This window comes from Adlercreutzia sp. ZJ138 (genome assembly GCF_011038935.1).
Taxonomy (GTDB): Bacteria; Actinomycetota; Coriobacteriia; order Coriobacteriales; family Eggerthellaceae; genus ZJ141.
Genome location: NZ_JAAKEA010000001.1, coordinates 70,988 through 92,649 on the forward strand (window position 1 = coordinate 70,988; position 21,662 = coordinate 92,649).

Consider the following 21,662-nt stretch of genomic DNA (forward strand, 5'->3'; position numbering starts at 1 on the left):
CTGGACGAACAGATCGGACGATTTATCCACGGCTGAGAGCGCCGGTCTCGATCCTCCATTCGTAGGTTTCCCAAAGGTACTCGCAGAGCGTGAGGCTGCATCCGACCGCGAGCTTCGCATGGCGAACGGGGGCGGCACGGAAGCTGGCGCTCTTCCCGTGCCCGCTTCCGAACTCGTTGCGGAACTCGGCAACGCCAACCGCCACGCCGTGGAGGCTTCCCAGTAGCTTTTTCACGTGCTTTGACGTAGGAGCGTTCTCGTCGACCTGCTTCGCCGAAACATGCAGCAGCTTTTCCGTCTCCGAGATCAGACGGGACACGTCCCAACTCTTCTCAACGGTCACGCCCTGCTCTTCGAGGATGGTCTTGCAGCAGCTCTCGATGAGCTCCTTGGACTTCCCGATCGCTTCCGTCGGATTCTCGGTTCGCATTCTTGACAGTAGGTCGATCTGCTTGTCGAGGTACTCGCTCGAGAACTTGCCCTTCAGGTACTCGGCAGTCTCGGCAAACGGCGTTGAGTGGGCCTTCTCGCGGTCTATGATCTCGCGAGATCTCAAATACGTTCCCTTGTTGGAGCGGTCGTACCTGCCCGACGAATAGGGTGGTGCTTCGGTGTCATCGAACTCTGGACGGTAGTTTTCCTCGTAATACTCGAGCAGCTCGGAGAGAAGCTTGAACGCCTGTGTATCAGAAGCATCGTATAAAAAGGAGTGAGGGATTGGCCCTTAGATGCTTGGTAACGCTGGCAAAGTGGGACGCCTACGCTTGCCATGGTGAACACGTCGAAGCCGTTCGTGCTGAAGTCGAGAACGTACCCACCTCGGTTAAACAGCTTCAGAAACTTTCCCTTTTCGATATCGCCAATCAAACGAACCTCCTGACACCGGCCACTGCCGCTCAGTTTACGCCACACAAGACAAAGAAGGTTCGTCGCTATGACACCGTCAGAACCAATGCCATTCCAGAGATGGAGTACACTACGGGAAATGAAAACGCCAGAGAGCGCATGACTGGAGGAAGGGTGATCGCATGGCGTCGAGCCCCGAGTACCTGAAATACGTCCTCGACCTGCTGGCCGATGTTCCGGAGGTCTCCACGCGCAAGATGATGGGCGAATATCTGCTCTACGCGTCCGGGAAGCTGTTCGGCGGCGTGTATGACGACCGGTTCCTGGTGAAGAACACGGGGGCGGCTCGCGCCGTCCTGTCGTCGTATGAGATGCCGTACGAGGGCGCGTCGCCCATGCTGCTGATGGACACGGAGGATGCGGCCGCTATTGCAACTCTCGTGGCAGAGATGCTGCCAGAGCTGCCCGAACCCAAGAAGCGCCGTAAGTAAGCTTACGCGGGCTCGCATACTACAAAACGCCCGAGCCTTCGAAGACCGGCTCCCAACGCCGGATGCGCAGAGCATTTCCATGAGGCGCTTCTGGGCCAACTCGGGCAGAGCTTCGAAATCCGCCTTCATTGCCGCATCGACCGCTGCGGCGCTTGTCGTCATCTGCTCGCAGATCACCACCTTTACTTCTATGCTGTACGACTGTGGCGAGCTGAGCGCCAGACCGGCACGGAAGTACGCGAGTTCGTACTCTTCGAGCACTTTTGCCCATTGTCTATCGGTAGCCACGATGATCTCCTTTCAGTTGTGTAAGCATGAACCGCGTTCGCGAAACGCTGATCTTCCTTCTCTGGATTCTGCGTGTACGCTTGTGGAATTTGGCGGCTGGAGACAGGCGCTATTGCCGCAACTGTGCTAGACTTTTGCGTCATGCGGGCGTGGCCAAGTGGTAAGGCAAAGGCTTCCCAAGCCTTCATTTCGCGGGTTCGAGTCCCGTCGCCCGCTCCAGAGAATTTGCGTGAGGTCTCCATGTTGGAGACCTCTTCATTTTGGTGGATTTGTTTGGTGGATTTTGGTGTGATATTCCGAGAATTATGGAGTACCACCCAGATATAAAAATCGCAGGTCAAGAGCCAAATGGTAATGGTCAGATATGTCCCAAAATGGATTGGGAAGCTTGGGCCTTACCACTTGGCGACGCCCGCAGTAGAAGGCATTATACTCTGAGCTCCTTCGTTTCGTCGATCATTTCAGCAAATTATCACGAGCGCGTACCAGCGCGTACCGGCGTACCAGCGCGTACAAGCTAAAGCGTGAGGTAGTCCTCGTCGCTTACGGGCTCGCACCATTCGTTGCTCATGTTCGTGCCGCTTGCCTCGAAGGCCACGTGGCTCATCCAGCTGTTCCTGGTCGCTCCATGCATCTTTTCGGACATCTCGTATTCCTCCTGATGCTCTGTTATTGTTCACCTTGTTTGATCTGCTTGATAACTCGCGCCGGGTTACCTGCAACGACGGTGCGCGCTGCCACATCTTTCGTGACTACCGTGCCTGCAGCAACGACCGCGCCGTCTCCGATGGTGATGCCGGGCAAGATAATGGCTCCCGACCCTACCCAAACGTCGCTGCCCAACCTTATGGACTTGGGTACCATGCTGCCGCGCTGCGCGGGATCCAGATGGTGGTTGAGTGTGGCCAGTACGACGTTGTGTCCTATGAGGCAGCCGTCGCCCAGGTAGATGCCGCCCTGGTCCTGGAACTTGCAGCCGCTGTTGATAAACACGTTTTTCCCGAGGAAGATATTCTTGCCGCAGTCTGCGTTGAACGGCGGGAACAGGGCGAAGCCCTCAGGAACGGGCCTGCCGGTTAACTCCGACATGAGTGCCGCGAGCTCGCCGGGTGCATGGTAGGTGCCGTTGATGTCCATGCAGATGCGGATAGCGTCTTGACTCATATCGTGCATCATGAGATGCATCTCGCTGCCGGCTTCTACCGTCTCACCTGCTAGAAGGCGCTTCAGGTATTCGGTACGCTCCACGTTTTAGCCTCCTTTTGTGTAACTGTTGTTCCGAACAGATTAGTCGGAGGGCTTACATATATCAATGTTGCATTTTATATAAACTCCCATACTGAGTTGATATACTACATGCAGTTGGGATTCCAGCCTATCGGATTCCAAGGAGCCCTGTATGGATATACGCACGATGCAATACTTCTTAGCTGTCGCCCGCGAGGGGAGCATCACGAAGGCAGCCGAATCGCTCCATATGACCCAGCCTCCACTCTCACGCCAGATGATCGAGCTCGAGACCGAGTTGGGAGTTGCGCTGTTCGATCGTAGTGGCAAGCGTGTCGCGCTTACCGAAGACGGGCGCGTATTTCGCGAGCGAGCTCAGGAGGTGGTGGACCTCGTGGAGTCCATACGTTGTGATATGGCTACTGGCTCGGAGGCTGTTACGGGCGAGGTGCGCATCGCATGCGGCGAGACAGATGCAGTTTCGTTTCTCGCGCGTGCCGCTGAGCGGATTCATCGTGTGCATCCTTCCGTTACGTATCGCCTGCTCAGTGGAGACGGCGATTTCGTTCTGGAAAAATTGGAGAACAATGCTGCTGACTTAGGTCTTCTTGTCGTGTCGAGCGTTGATAGCGGGAAGTTCAACTTTCTGCGCATTCCCGCCAAAGACACCTGGGGCGTGTTGATGAGGGAAGATGACGATCTCGCCTGCAAAGAGCGTATTGATCGCACGGATTTGGTCGGGCGGCCACTGCTTCTTCCGTACCGTGCTGCCATGGGAAGCGATCTCATGTCATGGTTCGGTTCGGAAAGGGACAAGCTTGATATCGTCGCGACCTACGACCTAGCCTACAATGTTTCTCGATTCACCCGGGAAGGCTTTGGGTATGCAATCGTCTTAGGAGGTATTGTGGATGCGACCGCAGGAAGTGGGCTGGCGTTTCGTCCTCTTGTCCCGCGTCTTGAAGCCGACTTGTTTCTGGTGTGGAAGCGCGAGCAGCGCCTATCTCGCGCAACGAAGGCATTTCTAGATGGGGTGACCTCGCTTGTGTAGCTCGTGTAAGGTTGAAAACTCAACTCTTCCGGACACAATGTAGTAGGTATGGGTTACCCTTTTCATATCACATAAGCATAGGTTGGTATGCCGCATGAGTATTTTACTTCCGACACGGTGAACGATAGTCTACTGTTGAACGAGAAAGCGAGAAAGGGCGGTTCATGGGCAATCAGATTATTCCCGAATCAAAGATGGGCTTTGGCTGCATGAGGTTACCGCTGCTTGACGAAGGCGATCAAACAAGCATCAACATTGAGCAGTTCAAGCAGATGGTGGACGTTTTCATGGAAGCAGGCAACACCTATTTCGACACTGCGTTCGTTTACCATGACGGTGCGTCTGAAACTGCAATCGGAGAAGCGCTTGTTGCGCGCTATCCGCGCGAATCGTTCACGCTTGCTACCAAGTGCCTCGCGTGGGCAATGCCCGACGCAGAATCGGCGAAGAATTGCCTGGACGTGTCTCTCGAACGTATGGGCACCGACTACGTTGATTACTATTTGCTGCACAACGTTGGTGGCAAGCGCACCGCGAAGTTCGACGAATATGGCATGTGGGAATGGGCGCAAGAGCAGAAAGCGGCAGGCAAAATTCGTTTTGTTGGCTTTTCCATGCATGACGACGCTGCATGTTTAGAAAAGCTGCTCGCGGCGCATCCGGAAATGGACTTCGTGCAGTTGCAGGTGAACTATCTGGATTGGAATGACCCACACAACGAAGCACGCCGACTCATGGAGGTGGCCGCGCGTCACGACAAGCCCGTCATCATTATGGAACCCGCACGTGGTGGGCGGCTGTGCAAGTTGCCTCAGGCCGCCGCTGATGTTCTGACTGCTTGTAACCCGAGCGCCTCGCAAGCGGAGTGGGCCTACCGATTCTGCTGGAATTTGCCGAACGTGCTGGCCGTGCTTTCGGGCATGTCTACGGTTGAGCAGATGAGGGAAAACGTCGCGAGCTACACGGCAAACGTGCCGTTTACGTCTGCTGAAGAGACGGCTTTGAACGAAGCGATTGGTGTGTTGCGTTCACTTGCGGGCGTTCCCTGCACCGCATGCAATTACTGCATGAAGGGTTGTCCGTCGCATGTCCAGATTCCCCAGATCATGGAGCTATTGAACCTCGAGGCTATGACGGGTGATCACGATTTCGTTAAGGACCTGTACAGCTGGCAAGCAGCCGAGGGTACAGCGAGTGCCTGCATCAAATGTGGCAAGTGCGAGGCCATGTGTCCCCAGCAAATCGACATCATAAACCAGCTCGAGCGCGCCGTTGCGCTGTACGAATAACTTATAAGGCTGAACAACAAGGCCACGTGCTGTGGCTTTGTTGTTCAATCAATCAGTGTTCATTCAAGTTTGACAGTTGTAAGGGGCTATATTCGCTAATGACCAGCGGATACGGCCCTTATGTAGTTAGATTTTGTTGTAGTGATAGTGCCTATTTTGGGTGAGATTGGGCGACATTAGGCAACATTAGGTCACGCCTAATGGCACAATTGGTAGATGACCCGAGCGAAAGGCACGTGATGTACAGCTGCAACGAGCCTGGCTTCTTCCGATACGATGACGAAGCAATCGAATACCTTATGTCAAAGGACAAAAAGCTGGCACGTGCTATCAAGGCTGTTGGCAGCATTCGCCGTCCCATGGACGGAGACGTGTTCACTTCGGTTGTGAAGAGCATCGTCGGCCAGCAGATTTCGACGTCGGCGCTCAAAACCGTTCTTGGTCGTCTTACAGAAAAAACTGGCGACCCCATAACACCCGAAGCCGTTAGCTCCCTGAGCATCGACGACCTTCAGGGTTGCGGTATGACGTTTCGCAAGGCGGGATACATCAAGTCCGTTGCCGATGCGGTTCTGTCGGGCGAGTTCGACATAGGCGCGCTGGAGGGCATGGATGACGAAGCGGCTATCAAGACACTCACATCGCTAAAGGGTGTTGGAAGATGGACCGCAGAGATGATCCTGATCTTCAGCATGAACAGGATGAACGTATTTGCCTTCGACGATGTTGGTATACATCGCGGAATCCGCATGGTGTATCATCATAGGGTCGTAAGTAGGGAATTGTTCGAGAAGTATCGCCAACGTTTTACCCCCTATTGCACCGTTGCAAGCCTGTACTTCTGGCAGATATCACACATGGATGTTCCTGGATACAACCACGACTACCCTCAGAAGCACTAAGCGATTGGGAAGCGGCAAAGGGGAAAAGCGCTGTAGTCATCTTTTTTCTCGCTCTTCCGTTATGCGAACAGGCTTGCGTATCACGTTACGTAAGGGTTTACCATCCGTTGTGGTTGCAACCGAGCGTATATGAAAACAGGTACCGAAGATATGAGCACCGGATATGCGGGCAACGTCGGACATGTGGGCAACGCGGGCAACACCGGCAATACCGGCAACACCGGCAACACCGGCTACACGGCCAAGCAGCTTGCCAACATGGCGGGCGTGAGCGTGAGAACGCTGCATTACTACGAGCAGCTCGGACTTCTGAGTCCCGTGCGAGATGCGAACAATTGGCGTCGCTACGGAGCAGAAGACGTCGCCGCTCTGCGTGTGATCAGGACGCTTCGTTCGTGCGGACTTCCCTTGGGGGACCTTAAAGAACTGATGGAGGAGCCCGACCTCGATATGCTTAAGGTGCTTTCACTTCACCGAAGGAGCCTGCTCGCGCAGCAGGATCGTCTTAACACGTTCCTGCGCACAACTGACATTCTGATAGAGAAATGGAAGGACGTTAAGGACATGACCGATGAAGAGGCTTTTGAGACTTTGAAACAAAGCTCGGTCGAGCACTTTGAGGAAGCGTATGGAAAGGAAGCTCGGAAGCGCTACGGAGACGAAGTGATTGACCAGACGAATGCGCGCATGTCGTCCATGAGTCGGGAGGAATGGGATACCAAAGAGTACCTGGAACACGCTATCAAGGATAAGTTGCGGGAGATGTTGCTGTCAGATGAGGTAAGCGATGCGGACGCAAGTGAGCTGGCCGAGATGCACGCGCGATGGATACGCGCCCATTGGGGCGATGATGCCTACAGTCCACAGGCTCACGTTGCGCTTGCGAAAGGCTACCTGCAAGATGAACGCTTCGTGACCTATTACGATTCGGCCTGTGGTGACGGCGCCACGGCGCTTCTCGCTGAAATCATCGAGCGTGTGATCTGAGCTTCTGAATGCCGGGTGGTGAGACTCCTTTCCCGACACAACAATCGTTGACCAGCTGTTCGACCAATGGCGTTACAGTTACATTTAGCTGTAACGCCATTCAAAACAGAACGAATGGCATGTACAGGGATTATGTCTTCGCAATAGGATAGAATCAAGAGAGCCGCAAACGCATTTTTTGCAGCTACGCATCATCTTGTCCTACCCCTTGCTTCACCCCTTGCTTCACCCCTTGCTTCACCCCTTGCTTCACCCCTTGCTCTGCCACTGACTCTGTCTTTTGTTCTGTTTCGTGCTCGCAACGAATACGCGCAAGGAGTTCTGATGAAAATGCAGCCCCCTTCCTTCGTTAATCGCCTAACCCGCGCCGCACTTGCTGTTCTGCTTGCCGTTGTATTTGTGCCTGTGATGCCAGGTGTTGCTTGCGCCGAGCCTTCCGTCGCCGCCGCAGCTGACAACAGCGCGGCAATCGATCGCTTCTTACGTGTGTTCAACGAGGTTGACGCCGAGATGCGCCAGAAATACAACGCGACGGGAAACGTAGACGACCTCCTGACCAATCGCGCGAACAACGGATTCGGCGCGACAAACGGCATTGCGTCGCTGTCGGAGGAAGCAATTCCCAAAGCGTACGATTTGCGCGATCCCAAAATCGACAAGGTAACTCCGGTCAAGTTTCAGAACCCTTGGGCCACCTGCTGGAGCTTCGGTGCAATGGCTGCATCGGAGACGAGTATCTTAAGCGAGCTGGGTTGGTCGGCTTCCCAAGGGCTTGACCTGTCAGAGCTTCACCTCGCGTGGCTCGCCTACACACCCCTTTCTCAGGAAGCTATTACTGCTTCAGGTTCTGCCAACTACCAAAGCCAGCTGGGGGAGGGTTATTACACGGTAGATGCCGCTGGTAACCACAAAACTGACCCAGATATCGTCCTTGAACAGGGTGGCTCGCCTCCCACTATCACGTCGGTGCTGTCGTCAGGAATAGGTCCTGTTCCCGAGAAGGAGGTGCCCTACCGCAGCACGGAAGGGGAAACCGTCAACGACAGCGAAGGTAATCCGGTTTACTACAGCCCTAAAGGCGACTGGTCGGTTGACGAAAAAAGGCGCTTTATGTCTTCCATACAGCTTGAGGATGCCAACCTGCTGCCCTCCCCTGCCGACATTGATAGTCAGGGTGGCTACCACTTCAATCAGCCTGGCGTTGACGCCATCAAAAGCGAATTGCTCAAGGGGCGTGCGGTGAGTATTAACTTCTGCGCTGACCAATATATGCCGGGCATGTCGCCTGAGGACAACAAGTATCTCAACACTAAAACGTGGGCTCACTACACCTATGAGGTTGTCCCGATAACTCACGCCGTCACCATTGTCGGGTGGGATGACGAATACTCGAAGGACAACTTTTTAACATCGGAGCAAGTGTCAGGTGCCACGCCGCCGCCTTGTGACGGAGCCTGGATTGTCAAGAATAGCTGGGGGTCGGAATCGGGAACGTTCCCCAACAAGTTCAACTGGGGCGATGATGGCTACTTCTACCTGTCCTATTTCGATCAGAGCATTAACAACGTCGAATCATTCGATTACGACACCACCACCATGGGGGACAAGGGAAAGTACCGCATTATCGACCAGTATGACTTCATGCCTTCAACCAGTCCGATGACGCTGCCGAACCCACTACCGGCGAGCATGGCTAACGTTTTTACGGCGGATGAGCGTCAGGAAGTCACCTCGGTGTCGTTCGAAACCTCCTGCCCTAACACGACGGTAACCTACCAGATGTATCTCTTGGACAAAGATGCGACAGGTCCCAAGGACGGTACGCTTGTAGCAACTAACACGTTGACGTATGAGTATGGTGGCTACCACCTGGTACATTTTCCGCAGAGCGTGATTGTGGAGAAAGGGTATAGGTACTCGGTTGTGGTAACAGAGAAAGCTGCCGTGCCCGGTTTAGACGGAGAATTCTATCTTGTCCAGCTTGACAAAGGCATCAACAGGCTCGGCTGGGAGAGGTTGATCGAGGATGATCCCGACCTGAAAGGAGTTCTTACAAAGTATTCGTGTGGTATTGTCAACCCCGGAGAAAGTTATTCGATTACAACTGAGGATAGCGGGGAGCTAACAGAGGACCTGTTCGACATCGTGGCGGAGCTGAAAGCGTCCAATCCTGGTGATGAAGACGATATTCCCTCCGACAGCTTTGACTACGACAACTTCCCTATCAAGGCCTACGCAAACCCGGTACCCGAGCCGGCATACGTTAAAAAGCCTGTTTCTGCCCCCTTTGTTGATGGCAACAAGACTGTTATCGTAAGCGCAACCGGTGAGTTTCCGGAGTGGGCCGATGTGGAGCTGGTGTTAACTGCGGTGGATGAGAAGACCACAAGCGCTCTTGCGGAGTTGGGCGGGGAAAAGCAGCGAATCCTTGCGGTCGATGTGGCCTTGCGCGATAAGAATACCAAGTACCCTATTGATTTCAAGGGGTCATTGGCGCTCACGTTCGACGTTGGTACGAGTTATGAGGGATGGATGGTGAACGTGGCGCATCTGCCTGCCGGGGCTCAAGAAGAGGTGTTTAAGGGTCTCGTCGTCACGAATGGCAAGGTAGCGGTGAATGTTACCACGCTCTCGCCGTTCGGTGTGTTTGGTGAAGCTCCTTCTCCTGCACCTGCTCCTGTTCCGGCGGGAGGTGCGACGAAAAAGCCGCTGGTTGCCACGGGCGACTCGCTGGGGGTGTCTGCGGCAACTGCAACAGGCATAGCCGCGATAGCCGCATGCGCCGGTGCGGTTGCCGTCGTGCGCATGCGTCGTCGCAGCAGGTAGTGCACCTACCCTTCCAGTTCGCTATCGAGCGCACGGCGGTGCTTGATGGCATCGTGGATTGTGTAAGCGAGAACTACAAAGCTGATAGCAAAGCTCATGATAAAGAACACGATTCCTATGGCCATGTCTCCGAACCATGCAACCTGATTAATGCCAACAATCTGAATCTCTGCGACGATACGCATGCCGCAGGTGAGGGCTCCTATCACAGCACCGCAAAATGCAGAGCATATTACAACGTAATCCCAGGGAATAGCATCCACTTCCGCAAAACGCTTGTAGCTGGACACCGCACCCGATTTAAGTTGAATCCACAGGGAAACAATTCCCGCAATAAGGATCGTGATCGTAAGAGGAACCTGCACGGGGACAAGGCTTGCGCCCAAGTCGGTCATGATAGGATTCTGCGTGGTGGATGCCACTTGGTTGAGCATGATGGTGTAGTAAAGACACAATACCGAACCGATAAGCAAGATGTACATGCTTATCCTCATGGCCTTGTTCTCTTCGGCTTCAAGCCGTTCGTCCTTTGGCCCCATGATGTCGTTCCATTTTCGCGTGCAAAGCATAGTTTCATCTCCTATTCCCAAAAAAGGTCGTTGAGCGTTTTGCTCAATGTCTTACAGATGGCAGTACACAGCTTGAGGCTTGGGTTGTAGCGCCCAGTCTCTATGAGACCGATGGTCTGGCGAGTTGCCCCCACGGCATCGGCTAACTGCTGCTGCGAGAGCCCTGCCTCGGTACGTGCGGATCGTAAGCGCTCGTTTTTTGCGTCATCCACTGCATCACCTCTCTCAACATGCAATATATATGTGACATGACAAATATATATTGCATGTTGGGGGTTGTCAATAGAATTCCCTTTGCGTCGTAATATTTATTCAGCATGCGAAAGCTCCCGCAGCTCTTTTCTTTTGCTCCGCTCCATGTATTTTGGGACAATAGGCTCGTGTCCCCACTGTCGCGTAGCGTCGCATGACGAGAAAAGGAAGTTTCAATGATAAGAATACCGACTGAGCGCATAGATCGCTTCATCGAGGAAGACATACCCTATATTGACCTAACAAGCATGGTTTTGGGAATAGGCGATTGTTCAGGTCGTATGGAATACTTCACGCGCGAGGATTGCGTGCTGGCTGGTGCGAGCGTTGTGAGACAGATTATGGAGCGTATCGGATGTCGCGTGGTTGAAGGACATGACGACGGCGCGAAGCTGAAGAGCGGCGAGGTTTTCTTAGTGGCTGAGGGGTCGGCTGCCAATCTTCATGCTGCTTGGAAGGTTTGTCTCAACGTTTTTGACCATCTGTCAGCTATCGCAACGATGACAAGAAAGATGGTTGATGCTGCTCATAGGGCGAATCCGCACTGCGAAATACTCACGACTCGTAAGAGCATGCCGGGCGTGAAGGATCTCATGACCGAGGCAGTTATGATAGGTGGCGCTTATCCGCATCGCTTAGGACTGTCTGAAACGGTTTTGGTGTTTGAACAGCATCTCGCGTTCCTGGGGGGTTTCGATGCGTTCATCGAAAGAATGCCTGAGTTCAGAGCGCGCTGCATAGAAAAGAAGCTGTTTGTCGAATCTGGGGTAGAACATGCCTTAGATTTAGCGAAAGCAGGTGTCGATGGTATCCAGTTAGACAAGATTCCTGCCGTAGAGTTGAAAGACGTTGTCGAACAGATACGGGCTGTGAACAGCCATATCACGCTTATAGCGGCGGGTGGCATCGGTCTCAAGAATGCTGAAGAGTATGCAGGCACCGGAGTAGATGGTCTGGCAACCACAGCACCCTTCGCAGCTAAACCAATGGACATGAGCGTCCGCATTGTCCCTTCTCTATAATGGGCTAACCCGTGGGCAGCTACCACTTTTGCGGCGCCGCAATGCCTGTAACGCTTACGCACAACGAAGACGCACGACAACAGTGAGGTTATTCCCTTCGAGATGCGCTTCTACGAAGCCTCCCATGTTTGAACAAAGGCTCGCAACAATTGCCAAACCTAAGCCCGATCCGCCGCCTCTGCGTGCGCCATCAGCGCGATAGAACCGCTCGAATAGCCGATCTGTCTCAATTGAACTGGGGTTCGTTACTTCATTGGAAACCGAGATTTCAACCAGCGCGCCGCCTTCCCCCAATACAGTTTCCTGCGTGATAGCTGGGGCAGATACACCATACCGTAGGGAGTTCGACAGCAGGTTCGAGAACACGCGAGAAAGCGATTCCTCATCACCTAAAACCGCCACATCCTCATCTTCGAAGTGGATGCGAGCTTCCCAACCGCGCGCGGCAAACTGAGGATACGCACCTGCCAGAACTTCGGCAAGAACAGGAAGGACCTCGACCGGCCCCAGCTCCAAAGGCCGGTCAGTGTCGACCGCTTTCGAATACTCAAATAGCTTATCGGTGAGCTCGCGCATGGCCGCAAGACGCGAAGTCGCCTCGCGCAAGCAGCGGGCCTGTTCTTCGGGGTCAGAGCTTCGTTCATAAAGTTGAAGATACCCCTGCGCACCCGTAAGGGGGGTGCGGATGTCGTGGGAGAGAGCGGCAAGGTCGCGCCGAAACGTTTCTTGTTGCTCGTCCATGGCGGAGCGCTCATCGCGCAGCTTGTCCATTTCGCTGTTCACGGCAGCAGCAACCGACGAGATGCCAGGCGTAGAGAACCCTACCGTCGCCCGCTCATTGTGGCTTCTATCACCGCGGAGAAGAAAGCGCGCCATGCGCTTGAGCTCTCGCTCGTAGAGTGCGACGGTGACTGCCGTCGCAGCAATCACCACAACAAGCACCGCTATTGCCAGCACCCCGTCCATGGACTCTCCTTCCAGTACACCTTATCCCAGACTCCTGCGCCGCATGACGAGAGCGGTAAGAGTTCCAACGACGAGCAGCGTCACCACCGCTTGCACGTACGTCATCGGGTCACATACGATTCCTTGGGTCAGCACATCTAAATCAGCAGCAAGGTACCCGTCAAGGCAGTCGCGTATGAAAACGGGCAGACCAGGCACATTGGCTAGGATCATTTGCAGGACTGCTTCAATCACACCTCCGCCAAAAATCACCCCACCAATGCACGCAACCGTCTCAGAACCTGTGGCGATACCGAGAAAAACAGCTATGGACGCATAGGCAGATATACAGAGCACCACCTGGATAAACCATTGAATAGCCTCGCCAACTTCGGGGGGCGTCAGCGGAATGTCTTGCAGAAACAGCGCGAGCGCCACAACAGCCGTTCCCGCCGCAACGACGATCGTGGTAAGGACAACTGCACTTATCATCGCCGCACAAACATAGGATAACCTGCCACCTTCTGCTTGAATGAGATTCTTCACGAACCCAAAATTGAAGTCGTATGCCACAAGACACCCCATCATCAAGCAGATAACGGAAGAAAGGAATGAACCTCCAACAAGGGAAAATCCGTATAGCTGGAGCGCCGGCACGGGTCCATCGGGAAGTTCAACAATCCCCGTTGCGGCAAAGGCGGGCCACACATCGTTGAGCCACATCATAAAGGGGGTAAACAAAGCACAGAGAAGGATGACTACTATGAAGGCAGCGAAGATGCGTAACTTCACGATACGGTAGAGAAGCGATCTAACCATGCTAAGCATCCTGACCACCCCCTTTCCCGGCGAACCCGCGCGGCCTGTTGGCATTCGTTGCCTGAGGCCAAGCGGCGCTGTCGCAACCAAGCATAGCCAGGTCGGCACCCATCAACCCCACAAATAGTTCTTCGATGTCACGTTCGTGAACGAACAGCTCCGTGACGGGAATTCCCGCCTCTGACAACGCGCGCCCCGCATCCTCAGCTGATACTTCGCCTTCCGCGCGGATCGCATCGTCTTCCATCACGGAAAAGCGCGCTGTCGGGAACGCTTCCTGAAGCTTTGCGAGAGCAAGCTGGGGCGTTGCCGCGCGAATAGATAAGTAGTCGGCACATTCGGCATCGACCTCCGCCGCGCTCATTTCGCGTACAAGATGCCCGTCGCGGATTACTCCGTAGCGGGTAACCATGCGTTCAAGCTGGTCAAGTACGTGAGAACTGACGAACACCGTAAGGGAGCGAGCCCGCGCAAGGTTCACGATGGTTGTGCGCACCTCGCGCACCGCCTGTGGGTCTAGCCCATTGAACGGCTCATCAAGTAGCAGCAGGTCGGGCGAGCCTACCAGCGCAAGTGCAAGTCCGAGGCGCTGCTTCATGCCCAGCGAGTAAGTTTTGACGAGCTTCTTTGCAACCGGTGCCAGGCCTACGATCTCAAGTGCGTCCATGCTCGCTACCCTCGCCTGGGGAACACCAAGCGCAAGGGCGCGCACCATAACGTTGTCAAGACCAGACAGCCCCGGATGAACACCCGGGTTCTCAATGAGCGCGCCGAGTCGGCGACTCGTGCTCCCAGGCGCCTGCCGCTCCCCCAGAACCTCGATCTCGCCCGCCGTGGGCAACACCAGCCCTGCGAGCATCTTCATGACGGTCGATTTGCCAGCACCGTTACGCCCGACAAATCCATAGATTTCGCCTGCGCCCACATGCAAGCTCACGTTGTCAACAGCACGCTTGGCGCCGTACGTCTTCGTCAGGTCAGACGTTCTTATTGCGTCCATTTCTTCTCCTTTCGAACCATCGTTCCTCTCGATGATTCGAGTATGGACGGCAAAGGTTTACGAACCTTCCGTGAAGTTATAAGAAAGTTACAAGATTCGGCATGCTTTTTGGATGGCCTATGACAAAGCGCGCCAAAGGAGCGCGCTGTTGAAGACAACCTTTTGGCTGTTTGTCTTTCGAGCTGGGCGAACGCCGGCTGAGTCATTGTTCCAACTCCGACAGCTCTTCCAACTTTTCCAGCTCCGCTAGCTTAAATCCGATGCCCCATACGGTTTCGATGTAACTCTCCGTGCCCGTTCCTTTTAGTTTCGTCCGGATGTTGGAGACGTGCGTGTTGATAGCTTTCTCTTCAACAGCGGCGTCCTCATGCCACACCTCGCGGTAGAGCTCGCGCTTGGTGAATACCTTACTGGGACGGCGCATGAGCGCGGCAACAATATCGAACTCGGTGCGGGTTAGCTTGACAGGGGTGCCTGCAGCTTCGAGCTTTCGCGCGTCTTCGTAGAGCTTCCACTTCCCATATGTTTGGGAAGGGGCAGATGAGTTCGCGGTGAGGCTGGTGGAATTGGATGAACTGGCAAGCTTGGGCGCTGCGCTCTCACCTAAAACGCCGACGGGGCGCATCGAGCGCCGAATGAGCGCTTCTACACGTGCAACAAGTTCGTCGAGATCAAACGGTTTGACCAGATAGTCATCGGCTCCCATATGAAGCAATGCCACGCGGTCGACCACCTGCGCCTTCGCGGAGGTCACAAGTATCGGAACAGCACTTTTCGTGCGGATGAGCGAGACTACTTCTTCACCGGGAATGCCGGGCAACATCAAATCGCAAATCACGAGGTCGAAAACGTCCTTTTGATCAAGCAGCAATCGAGCTTCCGTACCCGAATAGGCAGGGATGCAGCAAAATCCTGCCCCGCACAGTGTCGAACACACCACGTCACTAATAGCCGCATCGTCCTCGATCACGAGAATTTTGGCGTGATGTGACCAGGCAAAACGGGAGTCTGCTTCTCTTCCAGACATCGATCGCACCCCTTTCGTGTGTTAACGTGTGCCAAAGACCAGCTAATACCACACTGTCTCCCTGCATATGTCTGTGTCAGAGAGGGTCACACCAAATGTCATACATCACTCAATGAGCTAAAGCAACAGCCGCTTCTGACGCATACTCTTCCAAACGACGACTCGAACTGCGTCATTATGCCACGTAGCGTGAGTCTTTGTCACATTGGGGCATCTGGCCGGAATTCGCACAGGAGCACAGGCGCACAGTCGCGTCTGCCCATAGGTCACAGTGGAACAACGGGCGCATCGTCAGGCAAGTTCCCGCCTGGAAATGGATGCTTGTCGAATAAAGCATGTAAAGCGAAAGGGCCGCACATCTCATGCGGCCCTTTCGGTGCTGTTTACTATGCTCGCTTCTACTACATGCAGGTGTAGCCACCGTCGACGGGCAGCTGCACACCCGTAACGTAGCTCGAAGCCGGAGACGCCAGGAAGACGGCGGCCGTGTCGAGCTCGCCCTCGTTACCGTAGCGCTCTTCGGGGATCATGGTCTTGGCATTCTGCTGGAAGAAATCGCTGTCGAGCGTTTCCTTGGTCAACGGAGTGTAGAAGTAGCCAGGGCAGATGGAGTTCACGGTGATGCCATACTTACCCCATTCGGAAGCCAGTGCGCGCGTAAGGTTCACCACGCCGCCCTTTGCCGCATGGTAAGGAGCACTGCCGGCAACTTTGTTGCCCACCAGGCCGTACATGCTCGCAATGTTGATGATGCGCCCGTAGTTGGCCGGGATCATGGCTTGCTTGGCTACGGCGCGGGCAACCTTGAAACTGCCAAACAGGTCGATTTCCATTTCGTTAGAGAACTGCTCGTCGGTGATGTCTTCAGCAGGAGCCACAGCACCCGTGCCCGCATTGTTGATAAGGATGTCGATGCGGCCCAGCTTCTCAACGACTTCTGCCACGGCGGCGTTTACATTTTCGGTGTCGGTGATGTCGCAGCGGATAGCGAGCGTCTCCACGCCGAACTCTTCGGCGATCTCAGCGGCCACCGCGTCGATCTTTTCCTGACGGCGCGCCATCACAACAACCTTAGCGCCCTGGTTGGCCAGCGCCTTTGCCATCTGCACACCGAGACCCCCCGACGCGCCCGTAACGATTGCCACCTGACCGGTCAGATCGAAATAGTTCTTGTTCATACGGTTCCTTCTTTCTCTTTGGAGATACACCCACGTGATTTATAACGCATTATGGTAAAAGAGAGCTGTATAAAACCGTAAAAGGACGCCTTACTTCGCCAAAGAGAAACTGTGAATGGTATGGAGAATAGAGGGGTGACAAAATGTGCTTAGTATTGCACCATTGCGTTCACCCTCCCCTGTAGCTTTATTACAAAAGTCTAAGAGCCGAGCTGAGTGTAGAGAACAGCTATTGGCTCGTTGTCTCTGCGTTTCTCGGGTACTTTGTTCGCCACAGATCGTGACGAAACGATGGCTGAAAAATGTGCCAAAGGATCACACTTTGGTGCTGCGTCCCCGTTGTCCCATTCTGACACGCGGGCACGCTGGCACCCTTCAAGAAACAGCTGTTTAGCGGTATGCTTGGCGAGTGTATCCGCTACTTCGAAGAGAAAGGCTCCGAGTATGCGTCGCAAAGACAGAGAGCAGACTGCAGAATTTGCCTGGGATGTACTGGAGCGCTGCCCTTACGGCGTGCTTTCACTTGTCGACCGCGAGGGTGCACCTTATGCAGTACCGGTGTCGCATGCGGTGTTGAATGGGGCTGTGTACTTCCATTCCGCCAAGCACGGCGAGAAAACCAAGATCATGGCGGCAAATCCGGCTGCTTGCCTTACGGGCGTGACGGACGTCGTACCCCTGCCCGAGCAGTACTCCACCACCTACGCCAGCGCCGTCGCGTGCGGTGTTGTGTCGCTGGTAGAAGATGCCGACGAGTGGACTGCCGCTCTGCGCGCCATCGTCGAGCGCTACGCTTCTGAGAATGCGGGTCACTTCGAAGACGCCCTCGCCAAAAGCAGTAAGCGCACCGCTGTGTGGAAATTAACGCCCACAGCAATAACGGGAAAAGCCCGGCTTGCGTAGCGGGGCGAACAGATGGGTCAAAGAGCCACACTGTCGTACATCCTCTTAGCACTTGGCAGCTCTTTGCCTGGAAAAAGCTGAAACAGGGAATCTCATCTTTTGCGTCTGCCTCAACTTGGCTTTTGCGTGATAAATTGGCAAAGTTACTTTGCCAATTCTGAAATTGAACTAGCTTCGTCGCCGTTTGATTAGCATGCGGAAGGAGTCCATAACTTCACCGAGTACAATGGATGCTTGTCGAATAAAGCATATAAAGCGAAGGGCCGCACATCTCATGCGGCTCTTCCGGCATTGTTTACTATGCTCGCTTCTGCTACATGCAGGTGTAGCCACCGTCGACGGGCAGCTGCATGCCCGTGACGTAGCTCGAAGCCGGAGACGCCAGGAAGACGGCAGCTGTGTCGAGCTCACCTTCGTTTCCATAACGCTCTTCAGGGATTATGGTCTTGGCGTTTTGCTGGAAGAAGTCGCTATCGAGCGTCTCCTTGGTCAACGGAGTGTAGAAATACCCAGGGCAGATGGAATTCACGGTGATGCCGTACTTACCCCATTCGGAAGCCAGCGCACGCGTAAGGTTCACCACGCCGCCCTTTGCCGCATGGTAAGGAGCACTGCCGGCAACTTTATTTTGTTGTGAAGTATTTCGCAAACATTTCGATCAGTGATTGCTTGTTGTAAATCCCCAACTTGCGGTAGATATTTGATACGTGGCGCTTTCCCGTATTTGGAGAGATGAATAGCTTCTCGCTTAGATGAGCAACGGTGTACCCACGCAAGAGGTATTCCATCACTTCCGATTCACGTGGAGACAAGCCAAAAACCTGGGAGAACTCGTCTATTTGAGCTGCAGCAGTCGTCACCTTATCTTCTTTCACATCGACAGGAACAGCCATGATGTCAATCAGATCCTGCTGGGTAAACACCACCATCTGTACGACTGTAGCCGCCACCAGGCAACCCAGTAGACAACTTACCAGCAAGTTATTGGTCGAATTGACATGCGCTGCACCATATGACAGGGCAAGGAACCCCGCAAACGAACTTGCGCGACCTGCAAGAAAGAAAAGGCCGAACGTTTTCCATATCGGCACCTTTGCACGATACGCATAGTCCGTCGCAACGAGAATCGTAAGCGTGTCAAGAGAGAACATGGCGAAGCGCATGAGTCCGAACGCTATTTCGGGAAAGAAGCGCACAGGCATAACGACGAGCACAACGTAAAGGACAATGCTTAAAAACACCGACTGATAGAGGATTTTTAGGTGTGTTTCGGGCGTACGCACGCGAGAGATCACCAGTGTAATCCCCAGAATGAGAAAACCTGCAGGTAAAACGCTCTCCAGAGTAAGCTCTCCAATGAGCGTGCCACCGATGCCGCGATTACTTACTTGGGAGATACCAAAAATGCCATGAAGAGCTGCAACAGACGCTAATAATTCTCCCTTTTTCTTAATGTGGGGACGAGTAAGGTTCTCTAACGCCGCAGGGAACGACCTACGTAGCTCGTCACCACCGAATATAAGGCAAAAAGCGCTGACCGGCAGAGCGATGACTACAAAGACGCTCTGGATAGCGTGCGGAGACATCGCAAAAAGCTGGTACAGAGCAAAAGCGAGAACATAGGACAAGCAGATACTTTTCAACGTTCCGCTGCTTGCCAGCGTACTCCAAAACGCAACCCAGGAAAACAGCAGGAACACGTCGCAGAATCCCATGACCAAAGCTCCTACGACAAAGCCTGTGAACTGATATCTTCCCAACAAGGGATATATCAGAAGCAGCACCGACCCAACCAGCGACAACGCCGCTATGGGTGCCACGAGAGCCTTCTCCTCTTCAACGACGCACTTCTTCACGACAAGAACAGCGGGAGTCATCACAATAATGGCCGCGCTAATATAGTATGGGTTGGGTGCGATGGCTCCCGTGCTGAACATATTGCCATAAGGAGCAATGAACGAAGAAGCGTAAGCAATCATTTGCCATGATTGAAGGAACGCAAACCCCACAAGCGAGCAGGTCCGCTTAAGATAAACTGATCTGTTCTGTAATATGTGCATGTATTCAGCGCGGCAGTCGGTAGCTACGCTCCTCCCGCTGAGCATTATAAGATTTCCCCTGTTGAAGGACATGATACAAAAAGTATCAATTTACTTTTTGTCGACCGTTGTTCCGTTTTGGGTGATGTCGTGCACCTCTTCTTCTTCGAAACTATTGGCAGAGCCACGGTGCTTACCTCATTTGAAAGGAGAGGGATCTATGTCTAACAAGAAACTGAACCGACGTCAATTTCTCGCCGGGTCTGCCCTTGCGGGTCTTGCCGCAGCGGGGTTGACTGGCTGCTCATCCAACTCGGCTCCGAAGGATGTTCCTGAAGGAAGCGAGGGAACTCTTACCCCCTCTTCGGACTCCAACGGTGCAGGACGGTGGTCGTGGGATACGCCGCCTGCGCCCATCGAAGAAGACGCCGTCACATCGACCGTCGAGAAGGACGTAATCGTAGTGGGAGCCGGCCTTGCCGGTGTCGCTGCTGCTTGTTCAGCCGCCGAAAACGGCTTATCGGTCGCCGTGATCGAGAAAATGCCAGAACCCTCTTTCCGCGGCGGAGCATTTGGCTCAGTCAACAATCGCTATTGGAAGGAAGCCGGAGTTGAAGTCGATATGGAAGCCATTGCGCGCGACTGGATAGCTCAAAGCGGCTCCCGTTGTAACGAAGCGAACGTATGGAACTACTTGCGCCGCTCCGCCGAGGGCATCGAATGGTTCTGCGACAAACTGGAGGCGAACGATTTCACTATCATGCTTCTCGCTTGCGGCTACAAGGGTCCCACGTATCCCGAGTATTACGGCTGCCTGCAATTCAAAGACGCCGAGGGACAGTTCGGTGCCGGTCCTGCCGCTGGCATTCTCCTCGCCGAGTCGAAGGATAATGGTGCTGAATACTTCTTCGAATGCCGCGCCGAACAGCTCGAGCGAGAGGGAAGCAAGATCACTGGTGTGATTGCATCGACCCCTGAGGGATATCAGCGGTTTGTCGGAACCAAAGGTATCGTCTTGGCGACGGGTGACATCTCAGGCGACGAGGAAATGTGCCAGGCTTTCGCACCGGTCATGCTGCAATGCTCCGCATCGCAGTACACTCCCGTCGGTGCAAACACGGGCGACGGGCAGAAAATGGCCTTGTGGGCCGGTGCCAAAGTGCAGGATTATGCTTATTCTCCTATGATTCACCCTCAACAGTACACTGCCTTGTCAAACGGGAACTTTCTGCATGTAAACATGCGCGGCCAGCGCTACATGAATGAAGATACCTGGTGTCAGGGCCGATCGCTCAACGTCCTTAATCAGCCGGAGTCCGAGGGATACTGCTGGGCGATCTTCGGCGGCGATCGTTGGCTGCCGGATTCCATCGATACCCTCGAACAAGGGGGCGGCATGTTCTGGGACTTTCACCGTCATCACTACGACGATCCGCCCACGGGAGCGGAATGGTGGCAAGGCTGCATCGATTCCGGCAAGGAAAACGGGATGGTAATTGAAGCGAGCAGCATCGAAGAGCTTGCCTCGCTGACTAACTTGCCTGCCGACACTCTGCAAGCGACTATCGACCGCTACAACGAACTCTGTGCTAAAGGAGTTGACGAGGACTTCGGAAAGCGCTCAATCATGCTCACGCCTATCAACGGCGCCCCTTACTACGCTGCCCAATTTGGCCCTGCGGCTATGGTCGCCATCGGAGGTATGGAGGTCAACACCCGCTCGCAAGTTTGGGATACCGACGATAAGCTAATCGAGAATCTTTACGCCATCGGCAACTGCGCCGCCGGCCTGTATGGAACGGACTACCCGCTCGTTGTTCCAGGAAACAGTCTCGGTCGCTGTGTAACGTTCGGCTACCTGGTTGGACGAGAACTCGCAGGCATTGAGTAACTAAGTAGCCCCACTCGCTTTTTTTCTTGTTCGGGTTGAACCCCTCCTTCACCATCCCGAGCACTTGATACAAGCCAAAACAGTGAACCGCATCCCAAAGCTCTGGATGC

General features: G+C 54.2%; 21 protein-coding genes and 1 tRNA gene. 10 read left to right on the plus strand and 12 right to left on the minus strand.

Annotated elements, in window-relative coordinates; genetic code table 11:
* Nucleotides 1–22: 22 nt before the first annotated feature.
* Nucleotides 23–556, minus strand: coding sequence for an abortive infection family protein (locus G7Y43_RS00335; protein ID WP_206215057.1), 534 nt, complete (start codon nucleotides 554–556; stop codon nucleotides 23–25).
* Between the two features lie 472 nt (nucleotides 557–1,028).
* Here G7Y43_RS00335 and G7Y43_RS00340 point away from each other — a divergent pair, with 472 nt between their 5' ends.
* Nucleotides 1,029–1,337 carry a TfoX/Sxy family protein gene (locus G7Y43_RS00340; RefSeq protein ID WP_165042899.1) on the plus strand — a complete coding sequence of 103 codons (309 nt, stop codon included), beginning with the start codon at nucleotides 1,029–1,031 and terminating at the stop codon, nucleotides 1,335–1,337.
* Between the two features lie 431 nt (nucleotides 1,338–1,768).
* A tRNA-Gly gene (locus G7Y43_RS00345) sits at nucleotides 1,769–1,844 on the plus strand.
* 298 nt (nucleotides 1,845–2,142) lie between these two features.
* Here G7Y43_RS00345 and G7Y43_RS10705 read toward each other — a convergent pair.
* A complete protein-coding gene (locus tag G7Y43_RS10705; protein WP_255464250.1) occupies nucleotides 2,143–2,271 on the minus strand; it encodes a hypothetical protein in 129 nt (42 codons plus the stop codon).
* Nucleotides 2,272–2,294: 23 nt separating this feature from the next.
* Nucleotides 2,295–2,873, minus strand: a complete 579-nt coding sequence (locus tag G7Y43_RS00355; protein WP_165042901.1) for a sugar O-acetyltransferase — start codon at nucleotides 2,871–2,873, stop codon at nucleotides 2,295–2,297.
* Between the two features lie 151 nt (nucleotides 2,874–3,024).
* Between G7Y43_RS00355 and G7Y43_RS00360 the strand changes: the two genes are divergently transcribed.
* From G7Y43_RS00360 to G7Y43_RS00380, 5 genes are all read left to right on the plus strand, one after another.
* On the plus strand, nucleotides 3,025–3,903 hold the full coding sequence (locus G7Y43_RS00360) for a LysR family transcriptional regulator (protein ID WP_165042903.1): 879 nt from the start codon (nucleotides 3,025–3,027) through the stop codon (nucleotides 3,901–3,903).
* 164 nt (nucleotides 3,904–4,067) lie between these two features.
* Nucleotides 4,068–5,192: an aldo/keto reductase gene (locus tag G7Y43_RS00365; RefSeq protein WP_165042904.1), complete on the plus strand. Its 1,125-nt coding sequence runs from the start codon at nucleotides 4,068–4,070 to the stop codon at nucleotides 5,190–5,192.
* A 239-nt stretch (nucleotides 5,193–5,431) separates the two neighbouring features.
* Nucleotides 5,432–6,094, plus strand: a complete 663-nt coding sequence (locus G7Y43_RS00370) for a DNA-3-methyladenine glycosylase (protein WP_165042906.1) — start codon at nucleotides 5,432–5,434, stop codon at nucleotides 6,092–6,094.
* Between the two features lie 150 nt (nucleotides 6,095–6,244).
* On the plus strand, nucleotides 6,245–7,081 hold the full coding sequence (locus G7Y43_RS00375; protein WP_165042908.1) for a MerR family transcriptional regulator: 837 nt from the start codon (nucleotides 6,245–6,247) through the stop codon (nucleotides 7,079–7,081).
* 324 nt (nucleotides 7,082–7,405) lie between these two features.
* Nucleotides 7,406–9,907: a lectin like domain-containing protein gene (locus G7Y43_RS00380; RefSeq protein ID WP_165042910.1), complete on the plus strand. Its 2,502-nt coding sequence runs from the start codon at nucleotides 7,406–7,408 to the stop codon at nucleotides 9,905–9,907.
* Nucleotides 9,908–9,912: 5 nt separating this feature from the next.
* Here G7Y43_RS00380 and G7Y43_RS00385 read toward each other — a convergent pair whose 3' ends face one another.
* Together G7Y43_RS00385 and G7Y43_RS00390 are read right to left on the minus strand one after the other, a co-directional pair.
* Nucleotides 9,913–10,476, minus strand: coding sequence for a hypothetical protein (locus G7Y43_RS00385; RefSeq protein ID WP_165042912.1), 564 nt, complete (start codon nucleotides 10,474–10,476; stop codon nucleotides 9,913–9,915).
* Nucleotides 10,477–10,487: 11 nt separating this feature from the next.
* The gene (locus G7Y43_RS00390; RefSeq protein WP_165042914.1) at nucleotides 10,488–10,688 is read right to left on the minus strand and encodes a helix-turn-helix transcriptional regulator; all 201 of its coding nucleotides are present in this window, start codon (nucleotides 10,686–10,688) and stop codon (nucleotides 10,488–10,490) included.
* 216 nt (nucleotides 10,689–10,904) lie between these two features.
* On the opposite strand from G7Y43_RS00390, the gene modD reads away from it, so the two are divergent.
* Nucleotides 10,905–11,750, plus strand: coding sequence for a ModD protein (gene modD, locus G7Y43_RS00395; protein WP_165042916.1), 846 nt, complete (start codon nucleotides 10,905–10,907; stop codon nucleotides 11,748–11,750).
* Nucleotides 11,751–11,804: 54 nt separating this feature from the next.
* Here the strand turns inward: modD and G7Y43_RS00400 are convergent, their stop codons facing one another.
* The 5 genes from G7Y43_RS00400 to G7Y43_RS00420 all read right to left on the minus strand — a co-directional run bounded on the left by G7Y43_RS00400 (nucleotide 11,805) and on the right by G7Y43_RS00420 (nucleotide 16,719).
* Entirely contained in the window at nucleotides 11,805–12,716 is a 912-nt protein-coding gene (locus tag G7Y43_RS00400) for a sensor histidine kinase KdpD (protein ID WP_165042918.1), read from the minus strand.
* A gap of 21 nt (nucleotides 12,717–12,737) precedes the next feature.
* The gene (locus tag G7Y43_RS00405; RefSeq protein WP_165042920.1) at nucleotides 12,738–13,523 is read right to left on the minus strand and encodes a hypothetical protein; all 786 of its coding nucleotides are present in this window, start codon (nucleotides 13,521–13,523) and stop codon (nucleotides 12,738–12,740) included.
* Nucleotides 13,516–14,514 (minus strand): ABC transporter ATP-binding protein, encoded by a 999-nt coding sequence (locus tag G7Y43_RS00410; RefSeq protein WP_165042922.1) that lies wholly within the window; start codon nucleotides 14,512–14,514, stop codon nucleotides 13,516–13,518. Before G7Y43_RS00410 ends, G7Y43_RS00405 begins: the two co-directional genes overlap by 8 nt.
* Before the next feature lie 202 nt (nucleotides 14,515–14,716).
* Entirely contained in the window at nucleotides 14,717–15,541 is an 825-nt protein-coding gene (locus G7Y43_RS00415; protein WP_165042924.1) for a response regulator transcription factor, read from the minus strand.
* Nucleotides 15,542–15,942: 401 nt separating this feature from the next.
* Complete coding sequence (locus G7Y43_RS00420; RefSeq protein ID WP_165042926.1) at nucleotides 15,943–16,719, minus strand: SDR family NAD(P)-dependent oxidoreductase; 777 nt, start codon at nucleotides 16,717–16,719, stop codon at nucleotides 15,943–15,945.
* 444 nt (nucleotides 16,720–17,163) lie between these two features.
* Here G7Y43_RS00420 and G7Y43_RS00425 point away from each other — a divergent pair, with 444 nt between their 5' ends.
* Nucleotides 17,164–17,622 carry a pyridoxamine 5'-phosphate oxidase family protein gene (locus G7Y43_RS00425; RefSeq protein WP_165042928.1) on the plus strand — a complete coding sequence of 153 codons (459 nt, stop codon included), beginning with the start codon at nucleotides 17,164–17,166 and terminating at the stop codon, nucleotides 17,620–17,622.
* A 313-nt stretch (nucleotides 17,623–17,935) separates the two neighbouring features.
* On the opposite strand, the gene G7Y43_RS00430 is transcribed toward G7Y43_RS00425, so the two are convergent.
* Together G7Y43_RS00430 and G7Y43_RS00435 are read right to left on the minus strand one after the other, a co-directional pair.
* A complete protein-coding gene (locus tag G7Y43_RS00430) occupies nucleotides 17,936–18,205 on the minus strand; it encodes an SDR family oxidoreductase (protein WP_241158081.1) in 270 nt (89 codons plus the stop codon).
* A 40-nt stretch (nucleotides 18,206–18,245) separates the two neighbouring features.
* Complete coding sequence (locus tag G7Y43_RS00435; protein WP_165042930.1) at nucleotides 18,246–19,601, minus strand: helix-turn-helix transcriptional regulator; 1,356 nt, start codon at nucleotides 19,599–19,601, stop codon at nucleotides 18,246–18,248.
* Between the two features lie 280 nt (nucleotides 19,602–19,881).
* Between G7Y43_RS00435 and G7Y43_RS00440 the strand changes: the two genes are divergently transcribed.
* A complete protein-coding gene (locus tag G7Y43_RS00440) occupies nucleotides 19,882–21,552 on the plus strand; it encodes an FAD-dependent oxidoreductase (RefSeq protein WP_165043089.1) in 1,671 nt (556 codons plus the stop codon).
* Nucleotides 21,553–21,662: the final 110 nt, after the last annotated feature.